Source organism: Microcoleus vaginatus PCC 9802 (assembly GCA_022701275.1).
In the GTDB taxonomy this organism is placed as follows: domain Bacteria; phylum Cyanobacteriota; class Cyanobacteriia; order Cyanobacteriales; family Microcoleaceae; genus Microcoleus; species Microcoleus vaginatus_A.
On record CP031740.1, the window covers coordinates 1,488,175 to 1,508,475 of the forward strand.

The 20,301-nt window shown below is 45.6% G+C and carries 15 protein-coding genes and 1 pseudogene; 8 read left to right on the forward strand and 8 right to left on the reverse strand.

Annotated features, from left to right (window positions below; all coding sequences use genetic code 11):
• Positions 1–213: 213 nt before the first annotated feature.
• Positions 214–1,305 (forward strand): redox-regulated ATPase YchF, encoded by a 1,092-nt coding sequence (gene ychF, locus D0A34_06160; protein ID UNU18512.1) that lies wholly within the window; start codon positions 214–216, stop codon positions 1,303–1,305.
• Between the two features lie 21 nt (positions 1,306–1,326).
• Positions 1,327–1,692, forward strand: a complete 366-nt coding sequence (locus D0A34_06165; protein ID UNU18513.1) for a phage holin family protein — start codon at positions 1,327–1,329, stop codon at positions 1,690–1,692.
• A 151-nt stretch (positions 1,693–1,843) separates the two neighbouring features.
• Here D0A34_06165 and D0A34_06170 read toward each other — a convergent pair whose 3' ends face one another.
• The 3 genes from D0A34_06170 to D0A34_06180 form a co-directional block, all read right to left on the reverse strand.
• On the reverse strand, positions 1,844–2,275 hold the full coding sequence (locus tag D0A34_06170) for an NUDIX domain-containing protein (GenBank protein ID UNU18514.1): 432 nt from the start codon (positions 2,273–2,275) through the stop codon (positions 1,844–1,846).
• Positions 2,276–2,494: 219 nt separating this feature from the next.
• Entirely contained in the window at positions 2,495–2,950 is a 456-nt protein-coding gene (locus D0A34_06175; GenBank protein UNU18515.1) for a DUF3531 family protein, read from the reverse strand.
• Between the two features lie 126 nt (positions 2,951–3,076).
• Positions 3,077–4,093: a hypothetical protein gene (locus tag D0A34_06180; protein UNU18516.1), complete on the reverse strand. Its 1,017-nt coding sequence runs from the start codon at positions 4,091–4,093 to the stop codon at positions 3,077–3,079.
• Between the two features lie 376 nt (positions 4,094–4,469).
• Between D0A34_06180 and D0A34_06185 the strand changes: the two genes are divergently transcribed.
• From D0A34_06185 to D0A34_06195, 3 genes are all read left to right on the forward strand, one after another.
• On the forward strand, positions 4,470–5,135 hold the full coding sequence (locus tag D0A34_06185) for an ATP-binding cassette domain-containing protein (protein UNU18517.1): 666 nt from the start codon (positions 4,470–4,472) through the stop codon (positions 5,133–5,135).
• A gap of 102 nt (positions 5,136–5,237) precedes the next feature.
• Positions 5,238–5,984 (forward strand): 16S rRNA (guanine(527)-N(7))-methyltransferase RsmG, encoded by a 747-nt coding sequence (gene rsmG, locus D0A34_06190; protein ID UNU18518.1) that lies wholly within the window; start codon positions 5,238–5,240, stop codon positions 5,982–5,984.
• Between the two features lie 25 nt (positions 5,985–6,009).
• A complete protein-coding gene (locus D0A34_06195; GenBank protein UNU18519.1) occupies positions 6,010–6,795 on the forward strand; it encodes an SDR family oxidoreductase in 786 nt (261 codons plus the stop codon).
• 177 nt (positions 6,796–6,972) lie between these two features.
• On the opposite strand, the gene D0A34_06200 is transcribed toward D0A34_06195, so the two are convergent.
• The 3 genes from D0A34_06200 to rpiA form a co-directional block, all read right to left on the reverse strand.
• Entirely contained in the window at positions 6,973–7,728 is a 756-nt protein-coding gene (locus D0A34_06200) for a twin-arginine translocation signal domain-containing protein (GenBank protein ID UNU18520.1), read from the reverse strand.
• A 214-nt stretch (positions 7,729–7,942) separates the two neighbouring features.
• Positions 7,943–9,124, reverse strand: a complete 1,182-nt coding sequence (locus D0A34_06205) for an aldo/keto reductase (GenBank protein UNU22193.1) — start codon at positions 9,122–9,124, stop codon at positions 7,943–7,945.
• Positions 9,125–9,474: 350 nt separating this feature from the next.
• On the reverse strand, positions 9,475–10,191 hold the full coding sequence (gene rpiA / locus D0A34_06210; GenBank protein ID UNU18521.1) for a ribose-5-phosphate isomerase RpiA: 717 nt from the start codon (positions 10,189–10,191) through the stop codon (positions 9,475–9,477).
• A gap of 582 nt (positions 10,192–10,773) precedes the next feature.
• Here rpiA and D0A34_06215 point away from each other — a divergent pair.
• Complete coding sequence (locus tag D0A34_06215) at positions 10,774–14,682, forward strand: tetratricopeptide repeat protein (protein UNU22194.1); 3,909 nt, start codon at positions 10,774–10,776, stop codon at positions 14,680–14,682.
• Between the two features lie 88 nt (positions 14,683–14,770).
• Here the strand turns inward: D0A34_06215 and D0A34_06220 are convergent, their stop codons facing one another.
• Both D0A34_06220 and D0A34_06225 read right to left on the reverse strand, forming a co-directional pair.
• Positions 14,771–15,061, reverse strand: a complete 291-nt coding sequence (locus tag D0A34_06220) for a hypothetical protein (GenBank protein ID UNU18522.1) — start codon at positions 15,059–15,061, stop codon at positions 14,771–14,773.
• Between the two features lie 57 nt (positions 15,062–15,118).
• On the reverse strand, positions 15,119–19,072 hold the full coding sequence (locus D0A34_06225; GenBank protein ID UNU18523.1) for a PAS domain S-box protein: 3,954 nt from the start codon (positions 19,070–19,072) through the stop codon (positions 15,119–15,121).
• Positions 19,073–19,368: 296 nt separating this feature from the next.
• On the opposite strand from D0A34_06225, the pseudogene D0A34_06230 reads away from it, so the two are divergent.
• Positions 19,369–19,576 (forward strand): annotated as a pseudogene (locus D0A34_06230) (anion transporter).
• Between the two features lie 187 nt (positions 19,577–19,763).
• Positions 19,764–20,297, forward strand: a complete 534-nt coding sequence (locus D0A34_06235; GenBank protein UNU18524.1) for a cytochrome b — start codon at positions 19,764–19,766, stop codon at positions 20,295–20,297.
• Positions 20,298–20,301: the final 4 nt, after the last annotated feature.

Genomic DNA, 20,301 nt, shown 5'->3' on the forward strand with positions numbered 1-20,301 from the left:
CTGTTGCATAGGACGAATGAGTTTAAAAATTTTTCTTTTCAGTCCTCATAGCGAGGACTTTCGGTTTAAGGCAGGGGTTTAAACCCTGCTTTCCCTGCGGGTTTGACGTTAAGTTGACACGCTTTGGGCGAAAGCCTTTGTCCCTACAGGGATTAATCTGTATATTGCTGATACTTATGATATTTTGAAACAGTGATATGTTTCTAAATAGCTATGCTTACTGCCGGAATTGTCGGACTGCCTAATGTTGGCAAATCTACTTTGTTTAATGCTCTGGTTGCTAATGCCAAGGCGACTGCTGCTAATTTTCCTTTCTGTACGATCGAGCCAAATACGGGTATCGTGGCAGTGCCAGACGAACGGTTGAAGGTGCTGAGCAATATTTCCAATTCGGTGCAAACTGTGCCGACGCGGATGGAGTTTGTGGATATTGCGGGTTTGGTGAAGGGGGCGAGTCAGGGTGAAGGACTGGGAAATCAATTTTTGTCTCACATCCGGGCCGTAGATGCGATCGTCCACGTTGTCCGCTGTTTTGAGAATGATGATATCATTCACGTTGCGGGTTCTGTCGATCCGATCCGAGATATTGACATTATCAATCTCGAATTAATTCTAGCAGATTTAGCTCAAATTGAACGCAGGCTCGATCGCACTCGCAAGCTCGCCCGCAACAACAAGGAAGCTCAGGCCGAAGTGGATGTGCTCGAAAAATTAGTCGTGGTTTTGAATGCGGGGAAACCAGCGCGGCAGTACAGTTTCACAGATGAAGAAGCTGAATTAGTTAAAGGTTTGGAATTACTGACCAACAAACCAATTATCTATGCTGCTAACGTATCTGATGACGATTTAGCCACAGGAAATAGCTATGTGGAACAAGTGCGGGAAGTAGCAGCTAAAGAAAATGCTAAGGTTGTCATAGTTTCGGCGCAAGTTGAGTCAGAATTGGTGGAGTTATCCGAGGAAGAACGAACGGATTTCCTAGAATCTCTGGGGGTAAAAGAAGGGGGCTTGAAATCTCTGATTCGAGCTACTTACGAATTATTGGGCTTGCGGACTTATTTTACTAGCGGGCCAAAGGAAACTCGCGCTTGGACAATTATCGCGGGAATGTTAGCACCGCAAGCTGCGGGGGTTATTCACTCGGATTTTGAACGGGGTTTCATCCGGGCCGAAACAGTAGCCTATGAAGATTTGGTTGCTACGGGCGCGATGAATGCGGCTAAGGAAAAAGGCTTAGTTCGCAGTGAAGGAAAAGAGTATGTTGTACAAGAGGGGGATGTGCTGTTGTTCCGATTTAATGTTTAGCTTTTTTAAGGAGATTGGCACATGGATATCATTTCGCTGGTAATTGCTTGGCTGGTTACTTCTGTGAGCTTTTTTATCATTTCCAAGTTGCCCATCGGGGTAGATATTGACACTTTTGGAAAAGCGATGATTTCGGCGGCGGTTTTTGGATTGCTGAATGCTTTGGTGCGGCCGCTTTTTGTGGTTTTGGGTTTTCCATTTGTGTTGGTAACTTTTGGCTTGTTTATGATTGTGATCAATGCTGCTATCTTTGGATTGGCGGCTTGGCTAGTGGATGGATTCCGCTTGCGGTGGGGAATTTGGAGTGCTTTGCTGGGGGCTATCGCCCTCGGTTTTATTAACTCTCTTCTCTATCAGGTGTTGAGTACGCTGCCTAGTGTAAGGTAGAGAAAGGTAACGCGCTGGGCGGAAGGAAGGGGCGGGTTTATTCATCCTGTTAGGTATCGCAAATATTTCAGGTGAAACCCGCCCCTACGGCAAATATTTTAGGTTTAATTCCCCCATATCAGGTATTTGTTTTTTGGTATTGGTTGAGTTATTAGCCTTCGCAGTAGTCGATAAATTGCTCTGGAACTAGGCGCAATTCCCCCGATCGAAAGCGCTCGATCGGCATCCAAAGTGCGGTAAATACCGACTCTCCGTCTGCAAAGGCTAGACTCTCCAATTGATAAAATTTGGGATCGACAAATTCGCACTGATAGAGTTGTATTAGTTCGTGTCCGGCTTGGTCATTAAAAATAAAAAAATTTTCCCAACAAGCCAAATATTTGATATTTGTTAACTCGGCTTGAATTTCTTCTTGAAACTCTCTTTGCAAAGCGTCGATGCTGTGTTCTCCGAATTCTATGCCACCGCCCAGAGCTCGGTAAAATGTGTCTTGTTTGACCGGATCTTCGCATTCTGACACGAAGATGCGATCGCCCGATCGAATTAGTCCTAAAACAATTACGCGAATTGTACCTTTTTGCATAAATTAGTTATCAGTCATCAGTCATGACGCATCAACACCAAAACAAAAGAAACCGGGTTCCGACTTCGCGCAACCAGGAGGTTTTTTGCCGTTGATGCGGGCTGTAACGAAGTATGATGCAAAAAACCCGGTTCATTACTACCCGTGCGTAAGTTCTATATTACTCAGCAATCATCACTCATTATCGGTGTATCCGTGTCATCCGTGTGGGGCCAACGTTTAATTATCATCGGTGGCAAAACCCTCTCTCCTGCTTCTATTTTCAATGGGCCAGTCTGTATTTTCCCCGCCAATAATGAGTTTTTCAATGGTTACGAATTCTTTGCTTAGTTGCTGGAAAACATTAATCAAAACATCGAGGCCAATTGCATCGCTAGTGCCCAAATCAAACCAGCAGCGAGCCCAAGAACCTTGATACTCCATTTCTCCCATATTGTGCATCAAAGCCATCATGCTTTGGTCTGCTAGATTAACATCGTAATTCATATCACTGATGTCTAATCCTTCATCTTGAACTTGCAAATTTTCCGCATTAAATCCTCCGAGTTTTCCCAAGAAAAACCAAGAGTCAAACACTTCTTCAACATACTGTTTTTCACCGTTTGAAGGCACGTTGCTGAACTTCAGCCAAATCCAGAGGTCAAAGGGGTTAAACTCGCGAAACTCTACTTGCATCAATTTTATCAAAGAAAGGGAATGGAATTGCAGGAATGGGATTGCGGGAGAGAGGAAAAGTGGGAGATAGGGAGAGGGAGAATTTTTCTCCTAACTCCTGACTTCTGACTTCCCCTCTGACTGTTTTTAAAGTGGTGGTAAGGCTGCCGGCCCCCAGACTCCATCTGCATCTCTAATTTTATCGCGCAGGGGGTCGCAGGCGCGAGATTTGCTGTCGAGACGGTTACGGGTTCTGCACTGCTGAAAGAAGATTTCGGCTACTAAACTGCGGGGCAGTTGGTCTGGTTTTGCTAAGGCGGCGTCGAAGTTTTTTCTGGCTTCCTCAAGTAAGGTTTTGTTGCCGTCTTTCCCCTGGGATTGGGAAAACAAGATTTGTCCTTTTAGATAGAGAACTTCGGGATTGTTGGGCGTTTCTGCTAAGGATTTGTTGGCAAATTCTAAAGCGCGATCGTACTTTTTCAAGTCTCGATAGCCGACGGCCACGCCACGATAAGCTAAGTAGCGGGGAGAGGCTTTTTGTTCGAGTCTTTGAATTGCTTCGTTGGGGTTGGAAAAGGGTAGGTTTTTGGCTAGCATTAAGTCCATGTAGCCTTTGATCAGGTTGAGTTCGGGGTCATTGGGAGCTATTTTGTCGGCGGCCTCTAGGTATTGAAATACTACTCGCAATTTACTCACAGCTTGGGGCGCGCCTTTTGCTGTTCCTTCTTTGGCTATAATGTTCGCCCCTTCTAGAAAGTGGCCTGCTGCTGTGTAAATGTTGCCGCGCAATGGATTAGTTTTCGTCAAATTTTCGCCGAGTTCGCGGGTTTTTTGGGCGTAGGAATTCATCGAGTTGAAGTCTTTTTCGATGTATGATAGCGAGGCTGCCATCGCATAGACTAGCGGTTCGTTTGGTTCGGCTGATAGGGCTTGTTGAACTTGAGTTTTTGCTTGTTTGTAGTTTCCTTGCTGAAACATTGTTTTGAAAGCGGTTTCGGTATTGGGTCCGATCGCCTGCGGGTTGCTGGTGCGAAAGGGATCGCCCGCTAATGCCGAGTTAATGCAGATGCTGAGGGCGATCGCGAGTGCAGGAGCGATCGCCCGCACTGTCTGTTTAGAACTTAACATTTGCTTGCCAAGCGATGCTAAAGGGGTTTTCGTCATTGTCAATTCTCTGAGTGGAATATACTGTAAACTAGAAACAAGAGAGTTAAATTCTCAAACTCTCGGGCCGCGACCCAAAAAAGAGTGAAATTTGCTTGATTTTTTGTGGTTGTTGAGGTATATTTTAATAATGGAAGTGTGACTTGGATAATATTTTAAACAACAAATTTCCATTATATTAAAATATACCAGGAAAAAACAGAAAAATCAAACACCAATCCTGAAAAAAAAGGAAATTTTTGTAAAGATTTATGTAAAATAATTGTGTGCGATCGGCCAAAGCTAGAAACAAATCGCTGAGGCTGGATAATTAATCCGTGTATCCTTGTCAAAATTCCTGTAGTGCCTTCCTTCTCCCCAATTACCAATTGCGTTAATGCTTTATCTAAAAAACTTAGTATATCATCCTACCGCCTGTCCGAATCCTATTCTGAAAAATATTAACTTAGAACTGCCCTCGCAGCAAATGGGGCTGATTGTGGGCCGCAGCGGTTCAGGCAAAAGTACGCTATTAGAAATATTAGCAGGCTTAGCAGAAAAAACTAGCGGCGACATCCGCTGGCGCGAACAGGAATTAACACCGGAACACTTGCAACAGTTAGGAGGTTTAGTGTTCCAGTTTCCAGAAAGGCATTTTTGCGGAGGCACAATTTTAGAAGAATTGCGGTTGGGACATCCTGAATTGGGACAAGAACAAATTAACTCAGCAATGGCAGAAGTGGGACTCGGACATTTGCCGCTGCGCGCTTCCCCCCACGCTTTGAGCGGCGGACAACAGCGCAGGGTTGCCCTGGCGGTGCAGTTAATTCGGCAGCCGCATTTGCTACTTTTGGACGAACCGACGGCGGGTTTGGATTGGTCGATGCGACGGCAGTTGGTAAGCTTGTTGAGTAAGTTGAAAAGTCACTGGACTTTGTTGATTGTTACTCACGATGCTAGCGATTTGTTGAGTGTAGCCGATAAATTTTGGACTTTAGACCACGGGGATTTGCTGGAGGTCGATCGGGCTAAATTAGAAGCTAAGGAAACGAGTTGCGTTTGATTATTCTGGCGTTTCCAATGGTTTGCCGGCGAATAGAATTCGCGTCTATACAAACGAAGTCCGCCTACGCGGAGAGCAAGAAAAAAGTGAGAATCGAACTAGATGATAAATGAGATTAAAATGTCTGCGTTGCCCCAGATGAACGAGTTGTGGCAAAAAACGCTGAATTGGCAGCCGGATGAGTCCCAGCAACAACTATTTCAGCGACTTTATGAGTTAATTGTCGAGGGAAATCGCTCCTTGAATTTAACTCGAATTACTGAGCCGATGGAGTTTTGGGAAAAACATTTGTGGGATTCTCTGCGGGGAATTGCAAGACTGCTGCTAGCTAATCACAATTCGGCGGAAAATCCAGAATTGGCCGCCGAGTCGGTGCAGAAAGTTATTGATATTGGGACAGGAGGGGGTTTTCCGGGTCTGCCGATCGCGATCGCCCTGCCGCAACTATCAGTTACTTTGCTCGATTCTACTCGCAAGAAAATTGATTTCTTGGAAACAGTTTTGCCGTCTTTAGGCATAGAAAATGCGGCGACTTTGTTGGGCAGAGCCGATGAAATTGCCCGAGCGCCACAGCACAAACAAGCTTACGATTTAGCAGTTCTCCGCGCAGTGGGAGCCGCTCCTCTCTGCGCTAAATGCGCGCTGCCTCTGCTGAAAAATGGCGGTTTGGCTGTACTTTACCGTGGAAATTGGACGGTGGAGGAAGAAACGGAGTTGCAAAGGGCGATCGAGCATTTGGGCGGTAAAATTGAGTCAGTCGAAGCATTCACAACGCCGACGAGTCAGGGGGCGCGGCACTGCGTTTACTTGCGGAAAGTTGTACAGCAGTTCGATCGTCCCGTGCGCTAGCTATAGCCGTTTTCCCATACTAACTATGCTTGCCAATAAGATTGCACTTGTCACAGGTAGCTCGAAAGGAATTGGTGCTGGCATCGCCCTTGAATTAGCCAAATCTGGTGCCGATGTTTGTGTCAACTATTGCGATTCTCCAACCTCTGCACTCGAAGTAGTCAACCAGATTCACTCTGTCGGGCGTCGCGCTATCGCGATTCAAGCAGATGTCTCACAGCGTGACCAAGTGGAAAGGATGGTGGATACGTGCGAACAAGAACTGGGTCACATCGATATTCTAGTGACAAATGCGATCGCTAGCGTCCGAAACACTTTGCTAGAAACTAAATTTGAGGATTTACAGCGGACACTAGAAATAGGGGTGTACGGTGTGTTTCACATCTGTCAAATAGTCGCCCGCCGTATGGTGGAAAGAAAGGCACTCGGCTCGATTATTCATATCTCATCCCCACACGCTCATTTTCCGTATAAGGGTGCGATTGACTACAACACCACCAAAGCAGCCTGTCATCACCTCGTTCTTTCTATGGCGAATGAACTGATGTGGCACAAAATTCGGGTCAACATCCTAGAGCCTGGGTGGACTGACACTCCGGGCGAGCGACGCTGGTACAGCAACGAATTGCTTGAGTCGTTCAGCAACCAAATGCCTCTGGGCCGGATGGGATTCCCGGAAGACTTAGGCAAAGCAGCAGTTTTCCTGGCATCTGATGCGGCTGGCTACATCGCGGGCAGCGTGTTAAAGGTAGATGGTGGATTGTACATTGAGGGCAGCCCGAGTTTGACAGCAGAACCTCAAGATAAGTAGGTAGGCGGCATTAAACGAACCATCTAACAGTATGTAAACAGGGCTAAGTCAGCCACGCTTAAAGCTAGAGATATTTTACAATCGTTTACTCCATTGCGTTTTACAGCGCCTACCTACTTAAAACCGAGTTTGTTGTTGGGCTGTTTGCGATCGATCGCAACAACAAACTTTGTGGAACTAGGCGCTCGCCTTTTCGTAGCGCTTGTTAATTGCCGCCCAATTAACAACATTCCACCAAGCTTTTAAGTAGTCTGCGCGCAAATTTTGGTATTTGAGATAATAAGCGTGTTCCCAAACATCGTTACCCATTATTGGATAGTTGCCATCCATCAAAGGTGTGTCTTGATTTGCCGTAGTTGTAATCTCAAGTTTGCCAGCTTTATTGCGGACTAGCCAAACCCAACCGCTGCCAAAACGCTTGGTGCCGGCATCGTTAAATTTTGCTTTAAAATCGTCAACACTGCCGAAAGTTTGCTTAATTGCTGTTGCAATTGCCCCTGTGGGTTCGCCGCCGCCGTTGGGACCCATGATTTCCCAAAACATAGTGTGATTTAGGTGTCCGCCGCCATTGTTACGCACGGTTGTGCGAATATCTTCCGGCACTTTGCTCAAATCTCGCAGCATATTTTCAGCACTCATATTTTTGAGCTGCGGGTATTTGCTGACAGCATCGTTGAGGTTTTTAACGTAAGCGGCGTGGTGTTTGTCGTGGTGAAATTGCATTGTCCGCGCATCGATGTGCGGTTCTAAAGCATTGTATTCGTAAGGCAAAGGTGGCAGTGTAAAAGGCCCGGGGGTTTGGGCTATTTTTTGGCTTTCTGCAATGGGACTTGCTTGTGATACATTATTTCCTGACGCTTGGCAAGCACCTGCGGTAATAGCTCCGACGGTGGCAGTCACTAAATACAAGAAATCTCGGCGTTTAAGAGTCATAAAAAGTACCTAAGTGAATTATTAACTGTTTTATCTCAGATTAAATCAAAATGAGAGCGAGTGGAGAAAAAAAGTTGTATCGCCCGAATGGATGAGACGGATGGGCGATGGTTGTGAGAGTTTCTCAAGTATAGGCTAATTGTGTGCGCGTAACTAACTCACGTGCTCCGGTTCACTAATCCGGTTTCTGTCTCGAAACCGGGTTTTTTTTTGATTATTCTTGGGACAAGCGCTGGATGGCTTCGCCTCCAAAAAGCCGATCGGCTGCTTGAAGAATACCGGGAATTTTAGCAGCGTGGGGACTGTGGGCTAGACAGCGGCGCAAGTCTAATTCATCGAGGCGATCGGCTTTTTGGCCGGGGAACCAGTGGCCCGCATTACCTAAAAGGTTGTAGCGCATCTTGCAATAGTCGATCGTATCGTAAGCCTGCGCCAAATTCCACAGCCACAAAATCACATAAATATTAATACCTCCGGGAGTATTTTCTATAGTTGGTAAACCGACGTGCCAAGTTTTAAACCAATCTTCTCCTAATTTATTAATTGCTGCATCTTCCAACCTGGCTAATATCGGTGGCAAAATTTCATCAGCTTTATCTAACAATTCTACAGCTTTCAGATGCTCGTTAAAATCTTCAGGTTTGGCTGCGCCTAAACTTAAAGTGTGTACTTGCGGATGCGACAAACAAAACAAATCATTAAACACCATCGGACTCAGCGGATAGCACAAGTCTACCAATTTTTGCGATGGGCTGTAAAGTTGACCGCCTTTGTCGGAAGGACTGATAATAAAAACGCCCATATCGTGACGTTTAGCAGCTTCAATTGCCGGCCAATTACTTTGATTAATGTAGTACCAGTGCAAGTTAAGATAATCAAATTGATTAGTTTCAATTGTTTTGACAATCACATCCGTCGGGCCGTGGGTTGAGAAACCAATAAACCGAACTTTGCCTTCTGCTTGCAACTTTTTCGCCACATCCATGCAGCCGCCTGGACGCATAGACTCCTCTAGCAATTCCCACGTATTAATGCCGTGTAGTGACAGTAAATCGACGTATTCTAGTTGCAAATAAGCTAAGGATTTCTCAAATTCTTCGCGAAACTCTTGGGAGTTCGGTTTGGGACTAACTTTCGTTTGCACTATCAACTTTTCGCGGGGAAAATTCGGCAAAATTCGCCCCAGTTGCATCTCAGAAGTGCCGTAACCGCGAGCAGTTTCTATGTGATTGATGCCGCATTCAACCGAGTAGCGAATCGTCGCTTCTAGATTTTGTTGATTGTCTGGGGGAATTTCATTGGCTGGCACGTCTTGCCATTTGTACTGATATCTCATGCCACCGCAGGAAAAGACGGGCATGGATAATTCTGTGCGACCGAATCTGCGATATTGCATCATCATAATTAAAGGCAAAGCTATAGCATAAGGAAGAAGGAAGTTCGGCAACGGATTCTGTAACGGATGTAACGGATGTCAGGAAAAAGGAAGAAGGAAGAAGGAAGAAGGAAGAAGGAAGATGTAACAATCGCAAGGGTTTCACTGATTAAGAAATTCTTAATAGTCTTGGCGGTTGCTATAGGTAAGAAACCTTGTTTTGGGTATTTTTGCGGGTTGTAACTCCCATATTGCCGCATTCTTTGGAACAGGCAAGATGCCTGTTTTACAAATAGTTTTTGCAGCATTCTCCTGAACAGGCAAGATGCCTGTTCCACAAAGAGTTTTTGAGCACCAGTGGCCAGTTTGGACTATTTAGAAATCTCCCGTACTACTGGTTTTCCATCTTTGATTTCCCCGACTAAAACCAAATCTGTACAGTCTACAAACAAACCATTTTCTAACACACCTGGAATGTTGTTCAAGCTTTTTTCCATTTCGCCGGGGTTGGCAATGTCATCAAATTTGACATCAATTACCATATTACCTTGATCGGTAATTACTGGCCCTGCTTTTTTCACACCCATGCGGAGTTCGGGTTGGCCGCCCAATTTTTCAATGGCGCGCATCACTGGTGTTAATGCCATCGGTATAACTTCGATGGGTACGCGAAAAGTCGAACCCAATTTATCTACGATTTTGGAACTGTCAACTACTACAATAAACTGAGTTGCGAGGTAATCGACTACTTTTTCGCGGGTGTGGGCTGCGCCACCACCTTTAATTAAGTTGAGGTGGGGATCTACTTCATCAGCGCCGTCAATAGCCACATCAATTCTGTCAATTTCATCTAGTGTTGTCAGCGGTACTCCGTACTGTTTGGCTAACACTTCTGATTGAAAAGATGTCGGCACTCCCTTGATATCTTTGAGTTCACCTGATTTTATGCGATCGCCCAATGCTTGAATAGTATAAGCTGTAGTTGACCCGGTGCCGAGTCCGACAATCATACCAGATTGTACGCGATCGGCAGCAGCAAAGCCGACTTGCTGTTTCATCAATTTTACGGGATCTTGTTCTGTGGTCATTTTCGGTACTCCTCAATAGTTTTAAAATTATACCATTTAATGAAAATCGGATTTCTTGATACTTATACTTGGGATTACAACATTGAAACTCCTTACCGCGAACCTTTGGGCGGCACTCAGTCGGCTATTTGTTACTTAGCCGAGGCGTTGGCTGCACAGGGAAACGAGGTATTTTTGCTCAACAATACTTCCGAGCCGGGGATGTCGCGCGGCGTTGATTGCAGGCGGCGGGTGGGGGACAAATCTAATTTAGAATTGCTGCGAGCGCTCGATTTTTTAGTTATAGTCAATATACTCGGCAAAGCGCTGGAAGTTAAGCCGCTTTTGGGGGAACAAACTCAATTAATTTTGTGGATTCATAACGAACCGGGCTTTGTATTCCTCGAAAATTTTAAAAATGAGCGAGAAATCAATGCTTGCGATGCCTTTGTATTTGTCAGCGACTGGCAGCGCGAGCAATTTCATCGGCGCTTTGGGATTGACTCCAATCGCAGTTGTGTTTTAAGAAATGCGATCGCACCTTGTTTTGCTAACATTTTCGCCGATAATATTTCTATCCTCTCTCATAAATCTCGACCGCCCATTCTAGCTTACACCAGCACTCCATTTCGCGGACTCGATATTTTGTTAAAAGTCTTTCCCGAAATTCGTCTAGCTGTCCCGGGAACCCGATTAAAAGTATTTTCAAGCATGAAAGTACACCAAATAGACGACAATGATAACAAGCTTTTTTTCGGTCAACTTTACCGCGAGTGTCAGGAAACAGAAGGCGTCGAGTACATCGGTTCCGTACCGCAACCCGAACTCGTCCGGCAACTGCGTTCAGTCGCGGTTTTAGCTTACCCGAATACCTATTTAGAAACCTCATCTATTGCCGTGATGGAGGCAATGGCCAGCGGTTGCCGGATTGTGACGAGTGAATTGGCAGCTTTGCCGGAAACAACTGCTGGATTTGCCCGTCTAGTTTCAATGTCAGGGGTGGAAAATTTTGCATCGATAACTAATTGGAAGCGGGCGGGTAAGCCAGATTGGGAGGGATATACAAGGCGGTTTTTAGAGGCGATAGTCGGAGTTTTAAATGAGGGCACGGGTGCGGGCGAGGCAACTGCTGAAAATCATCTGAGGCAGCAGGTAGAATATATAAATCGAGGGTGTACTTGGTCTGTGCGGGCCCGAGAGTGGGTAGAATGGTTGAATATTATTAGTGTAAAAACTGTAAGAGTGGCAGAGCAAATGATAACGGAGTCGTTGGTGGATTCAGAAGCAGCTCAAGCATATTTTGTAAAGGGAAATCGGCTGAAAGATGCAGGTGATCTCGGTGGCGCTATCGAGAATTATCAGAAAGCTTTAGAGTTGAATCCAGGAGATGCGGAAGTTCATAAAAAGTTGGCGGAAGTTTATGTTTTGCAAGGAGAATTTGAAAAGGCGATCGCCTCTTGCAATCTCGCGATTAAATTCAAACCGGATTTTGCTGCAGCTTACTTGACAATGGGCAATGCCCAGCACGCTCAAGGCCAACTGGAAATGGCAATTCAAGCTTACTTGCAAGCTTTAGAAATTCAGCCAAAATTTGCCGAAGCTAGCGCGAATCTCGGCAGTATGTATTACAAATTAGGGCAATTGGAACAGGCGGCAAATTATTATCAAAAAGCTCTCGCCATTAATCCTCAATTAAGCTCAGTTAATTTGATGCTGGGCAGCGTTTTGCAGCAGCAAGAAAAGTTAGATGCAGCCATTGCTTGCTATCAAAAAGTGCTGCAACAGCAACCGGGAGATGCCAGCGCTGCTGAGAAACTATCGAGTTTGCTCGCACAAAAACAGCGGGAAACTACCGACAGCAACTTTATCGAATTAGAAACAGAATCAGGCGAAGCGCAACCAGTATCTGTGAACAAAGATGAAGGCTACGGCTTGCAGCCTTCTAGCATCAATTTGCCGCCAGCGCCCACCACTGAAACTTTAAATACACCCTTTACAAACCCCGCCGAACTTTCCGAACAAGTTACGTCGCTCAATGTTCCAGATAGCGGACAAGTTGCCAATTTTAAAGAAGTAGAACCCTACAAAAAACTCGCCGAAAACTTTTTAGTTCAAGGTAAAATTAAAGACGCGATCGCAGCGTGTCAGCAAGCGATAAAAATTCGACCGGATTTCATCCACGCTTACGTCACTTTAGGCAATGCTTTGCAAGCAGAAGGCAAAAATGAAGCTGCGATTCGATCGTATTCTCAAGCCCTAGAATTGCGGCCAAACTTTGCGGAAGTGCGCGCCAATATCGGCAGTATGTATTTCAAAATGGGGCGTTTGGAAGAAGCGATCGCCCATTACCAGCAAGCGATTGCCCTCAATCCAGATTTAGCGGGCGCTCACTGGAATTTAGGGAAAGTATATCAGAAACACGGCAACATCCAAGCAGCGATCGCCTGTTTTAAAAGAACATCCGAACTCAACCCGCAGCTAGTCGGTGCAGACTTCCACTTTAACTTAGGTAATCGACTTTTCAGCCAAGGAAAGCGCGACGAAGCCATCGAATGCTACGAAAAAGCGATCGCCATTAAACCGGATTGGGCTGAAGCTTACGGTAACATCGGTAGCGTGCGATCGCAACAAGGCAATCTCGACGCCGCCATCGCTTACTATCAGAAAGCTGTAGCTTTAAAGCCGCAATTAGAAGTTTTGCACTTCAATATAGCCAATTCTTTTTTACAGCAAAACAAGTACGACGAAGCAATTACTAATTACCGAAATACTCTGAAAATCAAGCCGGATTGGCCGGAAGTTCACGCTAACCTCGGCAGTTGTTTTTCCATGCTGGGGCGGCTGGAAGAAGCTTTAGCCAGCTATCAGCAAGCCCTGGCATTAAAACCGGATTGGGCAGAGGTTTACTGCCGCATGGGACACATTCAGAAACAAGATAAGCCGTTGGAGGCGATCGCCAATTTTGAAAAAGCGATTCAATGCAACCCCAAATATAGCGAAGCCTACCAACAATTGTGCGACTTGCTAAGCCATTCCACCAACCTCGCCGGAGCCCGCAGCGTAGCCGACAAATATTGTGAAAACTGTGGCGAAAATGCCCTAGTCATGTCAGCTACAGCCTATGTCTTTTCGTACCTGCAATCAGGTGTCAGCAAACAGGCAATTCAGAAACTCGAAGAAATCGAAAGCCTCTGCTACGAAAAGATCGAAACTTTTAGCGTAATCGAACTAAAACTGCTCTACGAAATCTTCTTGTTTGCAGTTTCTCACCTGCGAGACAACCGCGAAAAAAATGCCAGTTTCTACAGACTCATTGCCAAAGAATACTACCAAAAAGCCGTTCCGCAGCGCCAGCAAGTTAACAGAAACAACCTAGCCAATTACCAAACAAAAGAACAGCGTCCTTTAAAAATCGGCTTTCTTTCCAAACACTTCCGCCGCCACTCGGTAGGCTGGTGTAGCGAAGCTTTAATTCGCGAATTAAGCCACATCACCCCTCACGTCCACCTTTACGTCACCGGGAAACTCAACCGAGATGAAGTTACGCAGCGGTTTGAAGATATGGCGGGCAAGTTTTACTGGCCTAAAAAATATCCAAACGGCTTTGCTGATGGCGGTGAAATCTTCGCCGAAGTAGCGCAAGACAACTTGGATGTTTTGATAGACTTAGACTCGATGACAGTCCCAACAAATGTCGAAGTGCTGTATCAATATCCTGCGGGGATTTGCGTATCTTGGCTGGGATTCGACGCCCCCTACATTTCAGATAATCACTACTTTCTCTGCGACGAACACACTCATCCCCCTGGTGTGGAAAAAAATTACTTAGAACAGTTAGTAAGATTGCCTGTTTGTTCGGTAGCAATTGGCGCACTGCAAAGCATTCCTGTGAATCGAGAGGCGATTAGAAATGCTCTCGGAATTGGTTTAGAGCAAATGACTTATCTGTGCGTTGCCCCCGGGAGAAAAACCAATCCCGAAATGGTACGAGCTCAAGTTACAATTCTTAAGGAAGTACCAGAGAGTGTGTTAATCCGCAAAGGTCAAGGCGACCCCGATGTTATTCACAGCACTTACCGCCAAGAATGCGAAATTCAGGGAGTAGATTTTGGTCGGATTAAGTTTATAGGGCAAACCAGAAGTGAAGAAGAACACCGGGCTATTTATTATGTAGCCGACGTGCTTTTAGATTCCTATCCTTACAACGGCGGGACTCACAATTTAGAGGCTTTGTGGGCGAATTTGCCAGTGGTAACTCGTTCCGGCGACCAATATCTTTCGCGCATGGGTTACGCTTTTCTCAAAAGTGCAAATCTTGATGTTGGTGCGGCGTGGACTTGGGAGGAATATACGCAGTGGGGAGTTAAGTTTGGCCGCGATGCTGGTTTCAGAAATGCGGTGAAAGAGCATTTAGTAAAATCTAAACAGCCAGAACATCTCGCACCTTTGTGGAATCCTAAAAAGTTGGCTGAGGATATGTATGAGGTGTTTCAAAAACTGTTAGCTAAATAGGTGGGGAATTGGGCATTGGGCATTGGGAATTGGGAATTGGGAATTGGGCATTGGCATAGCAATCCCTCATCATTTTTGAACTCCTTTCTTACTCTCTTCTCTTCCTCTGTGCCCTCTGCGCCCTCTGCGGTGCAATAAAAAAAGAGATATCAGGTAGAGAAAAGCGATTTCTGGATATTTTTACCCAACGCCCAGTAAAGTTTTGTAACAATATCCATGAAAATGCGTCAAAATTCCGCGCCCAGTCTGATAGATAAATAGCTGATTCATAGTACGGCGATCGCACTAACTTTATGCCAGTTAGGGCGATCGCTTTTTTTGTGGTGCCCGTTTGAAAAAAGAATGCAACTGTAGACAAGCTCCAAACGACCAGCTTCATCAGTCATTCCCAATTCTAAAATCTAAAATCTAAAATTTAAAATAACATGACTACTGACTAATCACTAATCGCCACTCGATCGCGCCCGCCAGACTTAGCTCCATAAAGCGCCTTATCAGCAGCTTCAATCAGCATTTTCGGCGAGTTTTGACCTTCAGAAATCGTCGCCACCCCCATGCTGAGAGTCACGCAATCGCTGACAACAGACTTAATGTGGGGAATTGCTAAGGCTTTGACGCGGCTGCGGATTCCCTCAGCCACAGCCTGTGCAGCCACGATATCCGTATTTGGCAAAATTACCGCAAATTCCTCGCCGCCGTACCTAGCAGCCAAATAGAGGCGTTCTGGGGGTGCGTTTGTGCAAGCATCTCCGATCGCCCGCGCCACTTGCTGCAAACAAGCATCCCCGGCTTGATGGCCGTAATTGTCGTTGTAAAGTTTAAAACAGTCAATGTCGCACATAATCAAAGATAGCGGTTCCAAAGAGCTCGACTGCTCCCATTCTCGGTTGATCACCTCGTCAAAACGGCGGCGGTTAGCTAGTTGAGTCAGACTGTCCAAATTCGCCAACCCGTCAAGTCGCTGGTTGGCAGCAGCTAGCTGCTGGTAAAGTAAAGATTGTTCGATCGCGATCGCCACTTGAGTACCCAACTGACTCAGCAAATCCACGTCAAACTGCTGCCACTGGCGGGGTGCCGAACAGTGGTGGGCAATCAGCAAACCCCACAACTTCGGCACTTGACAAGAACCGTTACCTTCCCTAGGTTCTATTCCCTGCTGGACAATCGGCACCACCAAATTTGCCTTCACCTGACAAGCCTCCAAAAAATTAAGGTGACACTCGCTCAAATTAGAAGTATGAACATCCTCTATGGCGCGAATGCGGCCCTTTAAATACTGTCCGATGTAAGTAGTGGCAAAACAGCAATCGTCAATTCCCATCCCTTTGAGTGGAATCCATCCTTCTGCAACCGACTCCACCACCACATCTCCGTTCCAGTCGGGTCGAAAGCGGAAAATCAGCACGCGATCGGTTGCCAAAAACTCCCGCACTTCCGCTACTGTAGTGTTAAGAATATCTTGGAGATCGAGAGAAGAACGGATGCGTGATTGAATCTGTGCGATCAGGCGTTCCCTTTCTATTTGTTGCCGCAGCGCGACTTGGGCTTGCTTACTTTTAGTAATGTCCCGACCTTCCGGCAGCAGCAATACTATTTTGCCCGTTTCATCCGCGACCGGTTTTAGAGAAAAATCAACAGTTGCCGTCCGATTTATACCTTGAACTTCCACTTCATAGCGGACAAATTCACCTTTTGCCGATCGAGAAATCGCCTCTTGCAACTGTTGCTGAACTTCCTCCGAATCTCCCCACCAAGGCAATAGCCAAAACGGTTTATTAGCCACATCCCGTAGCTTAATTCCCGCAAAATCGAGAGAAGTTTGGTTAGCTTCCAGCAGAGTGCCGTCCGGTTTCAACAAACTCACAAATTGGAAAGAAGAATCAAAAATTGCCCGAAAGCGCCTTTGAGAATCTCCCAACATAGCCGTCACCTTTTCGCGAGAGGTAATATCGCGGAAGCGCCACACCCTGCCAATAATATTTTGTCCCACTCGAATCGGCTGCGTGTAGCGCTCAAAAGTGCGCCCGTCTTTAAATTCTAGAATATCGCAACCTTCCGACTCCGCATCGCTATAAAATTCTTTAACTCTCTGCAAAAAAGCTTTCGGATCTTTAACTTGCTTAGTGAGAAATGCCAGTCGCACCGTTCTATCCATTGAGTTTCTAACTTCTTCATAAATTCCCCACATTTGAACTAACTTTTCGTTATAACTAATCATTTCTCCGGCGGTAGTAACGGCGAGAATGCCGTCGGCCGTTGCTTCTAAGGTAGCGTGCAGCAGAGAGCGCGATCGCTCTAATTCTGCTGCGGTCAATTTGCGTTCCGTGAGGTCTCGGACTGCTTTCACCTGTACTAAACGACCTTCCCACAATACGAATTTGCTGCGAACGTCAGCAGGAAAAGCAGTTCCATCTCGCTTGAGAAAAATAGTTTCACAGACTGTATTGCTGGCTGCAGAAATCATTTGTGGCGCCTGTTTGTATGATTTCGGCGACAGTAGTTCCAGCAAGCTCATTCCCGCCATTTCCGCAGGTTCGTAACCGAAAAGTTCGGCAAAATTATTGCTGACACTCAAAATTGTGTCGCGGTCAGCCACGGCAACTGCTTCAAAATAAGCTTCGCATTCGAGCAACCGCGCTGCTGAGTGGCTGCTGCCATTTTCCCCCGAGGAGGAGCTGTTGTTAATTAACTGTTGCAGTTGCGTATTTGCCGAGTACAAAGCGGTCATGGCTTGCCTGTACATAGCAGTACGTTTCTCGACTTTTTCTGCGAGGCGATCGCGATATTCTCGAAGTTCTTTTTCGACTCTAATTAAATCAGTAATATCTACTGCAAAGACGATTACACCCGCGACTTTACCTGTTTCATCCCGGTAAGGTATTTTATCTGTCCGCACCCAGCATTTTTGACCGGAGGCTGTGGGTAGCAATTCGACTTGGCCCTGTTTGGGAACACCAGAATGGATTACTTCCAAATCTTCTAAATAATATTGCTCTGCTTCGTCTGGATAGATTTCATAAAAAGATTTACCTTCTAATTGAGCTGCGGGCACACCTCTCGATGCAGCGGCGGCTTGATTAATTCGCAGCAGACGACTTTCGGTATCTTTGAGCCAAATCATCGCCGGCACGGAATCAAAAATAATTTGCTGTTCTTGTTGCTGCAGGCGTAGTTCTGCTTCTGCTTGTTTTCTTTTAATTATTTCTTGTTGCAGTTTTTGGTTAGCTTTTTTGAGTTCAGCGGTGCGTCTTTCTACTCTTTCCTCTAGTTGATCGTAGTATTTTGTCAGCAAATTTTGCTGCTGTTCGTGCCGCAGTGCTTCTAACTTTAACTTTTCGCTAGCTGACAAACTTGAGGATACAAAATCTGCTAATATTTGGGTAAATTCGTGTTCTTCTTCCGTCCAATCACCGTCGGAACCCTGGCGTTCGGCGCTGACTATTCCCGCCATTTGACCTGCTAGCACAATCGGTACGTTTAACAGGGAAGTCGTGCCCTGATCGAGCAAATAAAGACCGACAAGTTCTCGCGTTCTGGGGTCATTTTCTGCTGCCACAGTAGCGATCACACTTGCCGATTTTAAAGCTTGAAAATATGCCGGACAGTCGGATGCTGTGATGATTATTTGTACGGAATGGAGTTTAGTATTTTGTTCGTAAAGGTCGATGCAGTGAAGCTGCGTTTTGTCTTCGCCATACAGCCAAATACTAGCTCGCTCGCAGTTGACAATACTGACAGCGGTTTCTGTTACTTCGCGGATGAAGTCTTCTATATTGTTGCGTTCTTTAAGTTGACTTTTGGCTAATTTTGCGATCGCTAAAGTTGGACTGCGCCAATTTGCTCTCTGGTTGGGCGACGTGGGTGACTGCGAAGCAGCCTTAATTTCTTCGCAAACTAACAGTACAGCCGGCCGTTGAAAATTGGCAATTGAGCGACCATTGGTATTTTCCTCTATTTTCCAATCTACCGCCGGCATTGGGCGCGCGGTTGCTTTTACCCTAATAATCCTGCCGTCTTTGCAAGTCAAGCAGCCTTCCCAACAGGCAATTTTTGGAGTTGGTGTACCGTTTTCCGGCTGGGCCAATCCGGCAAATTCTGCCTGCATTTTGCCTTGCTCTTGGCAGTAAAATATGTTAAAAATTGAATGACAAATTAATTCCTGGGATTTGTACGCAAGGCGAGACGCGCCGAATTGATTGAGCGAAAAAACTCTTCCCAAAGCGTCTAGGACGAAGTAAATGCCCGGAAAATTCTCGTAGAGAGTCCCATACCAATCTTGTTCGACTTGTTGGCTGCACGAAAGTTTTGCTGCCGCGAACTCGCCGTCGGTGTCGATCAACTGAGAATAGTTGGTTTCTGGGTTGCTTGAATGACTTTTTTTAGCAAACACTTTTAGCTTAACTCGACTGTAATTAATTTTACTTTCTGGAATTTAACTTTTTTGTGAAACTAAATTAAACCTGTTGTTTGAAAAAAGTTACAAGTTGTAATAAAAATACCACTTGTCTAGCCTGCTGGTTTTTGTTTCCCAATGCAACCACTGTGTTTGTTTCTAGTTGGTACACGGTCTGCCGACGATATTTCCCGCTAGTTGCAAGGCCAGCAGGTTTAGCTGCAATTACCCAGGCTGTACTTTTAGCATCCTAGACAATAAAAAAAACCGACAATCAATAGTTTTAAGTATATATGATAACACTCAAATACCTAGTATTGGGACTGACCTACTTCGGATTCGGTTTGGGATATTTGCCGGGGCGGCGGATGAACCGGGCGGCGGTTGCAATTATCGGGTCAGCTTTGGCGGTGGCTTTGGGGATACTCGACCTGAAAACTGCTTGGGAGGCGATCGACCCCAATACGATGTTTTGTGTTGGGAATGACGATCGTGAATACAGTTAATTTGACAGCTTAATAAATATTTGCAATAATTAAGTTAAGTAAATCTTATAATGCCCAATCGCTCACGGGCTTTAGTCCTAGAGTTTATACTTAATCTTGTCCAGCAAACGCTAAGGAGGTAAGGAAGAGTGAGTACCCAACCCGCTGCGAAACCCAGACTTAATTCTGCGTTCAAACAACTGATGTCTCTACACTGGGCTATGTCAGCTTGCTATTTAGTGGTGTTTATTACTGGTACTTCTATGGCTCGATTGCCAGGAGAATTGTTTATTCGAGGCCCCCTTTACGATTTTCACAAATCCGTAGGAGTGCTGACAATGGCTTTACTGACTTGGCGGATTTTAACTCTGCTGCGGGTATGGTGGAAAAAATATACGAAACGCCTGCCAAAGTTTACAAAGGAATGGTACAAAAATTTTGCTCTGCACGCAACTTTGTACGTTTTTATGTGGCTAGTTCCGGTTGCTGGTTTCTTGCTTTCTAACTCTTACAAAAGTAACAATGTGAAATTTTTCGGAATTGTTTTGCCGGATATGTTTCCGCAGAATTCCGCAATGGTTGATCTGGGAAGGAGTTTGCATTTTTGGCTGGCGTACACATTTTTAGCGTTCGCGATTTTGCATATTATAGATCAGAAGAAAGTTGTGAGGGCTAATTGGCGCCGGTTGACAAATTTTGTTCGCACTAAGTTCGCAAAGTCTCAAAAGGTTGGATAAATTT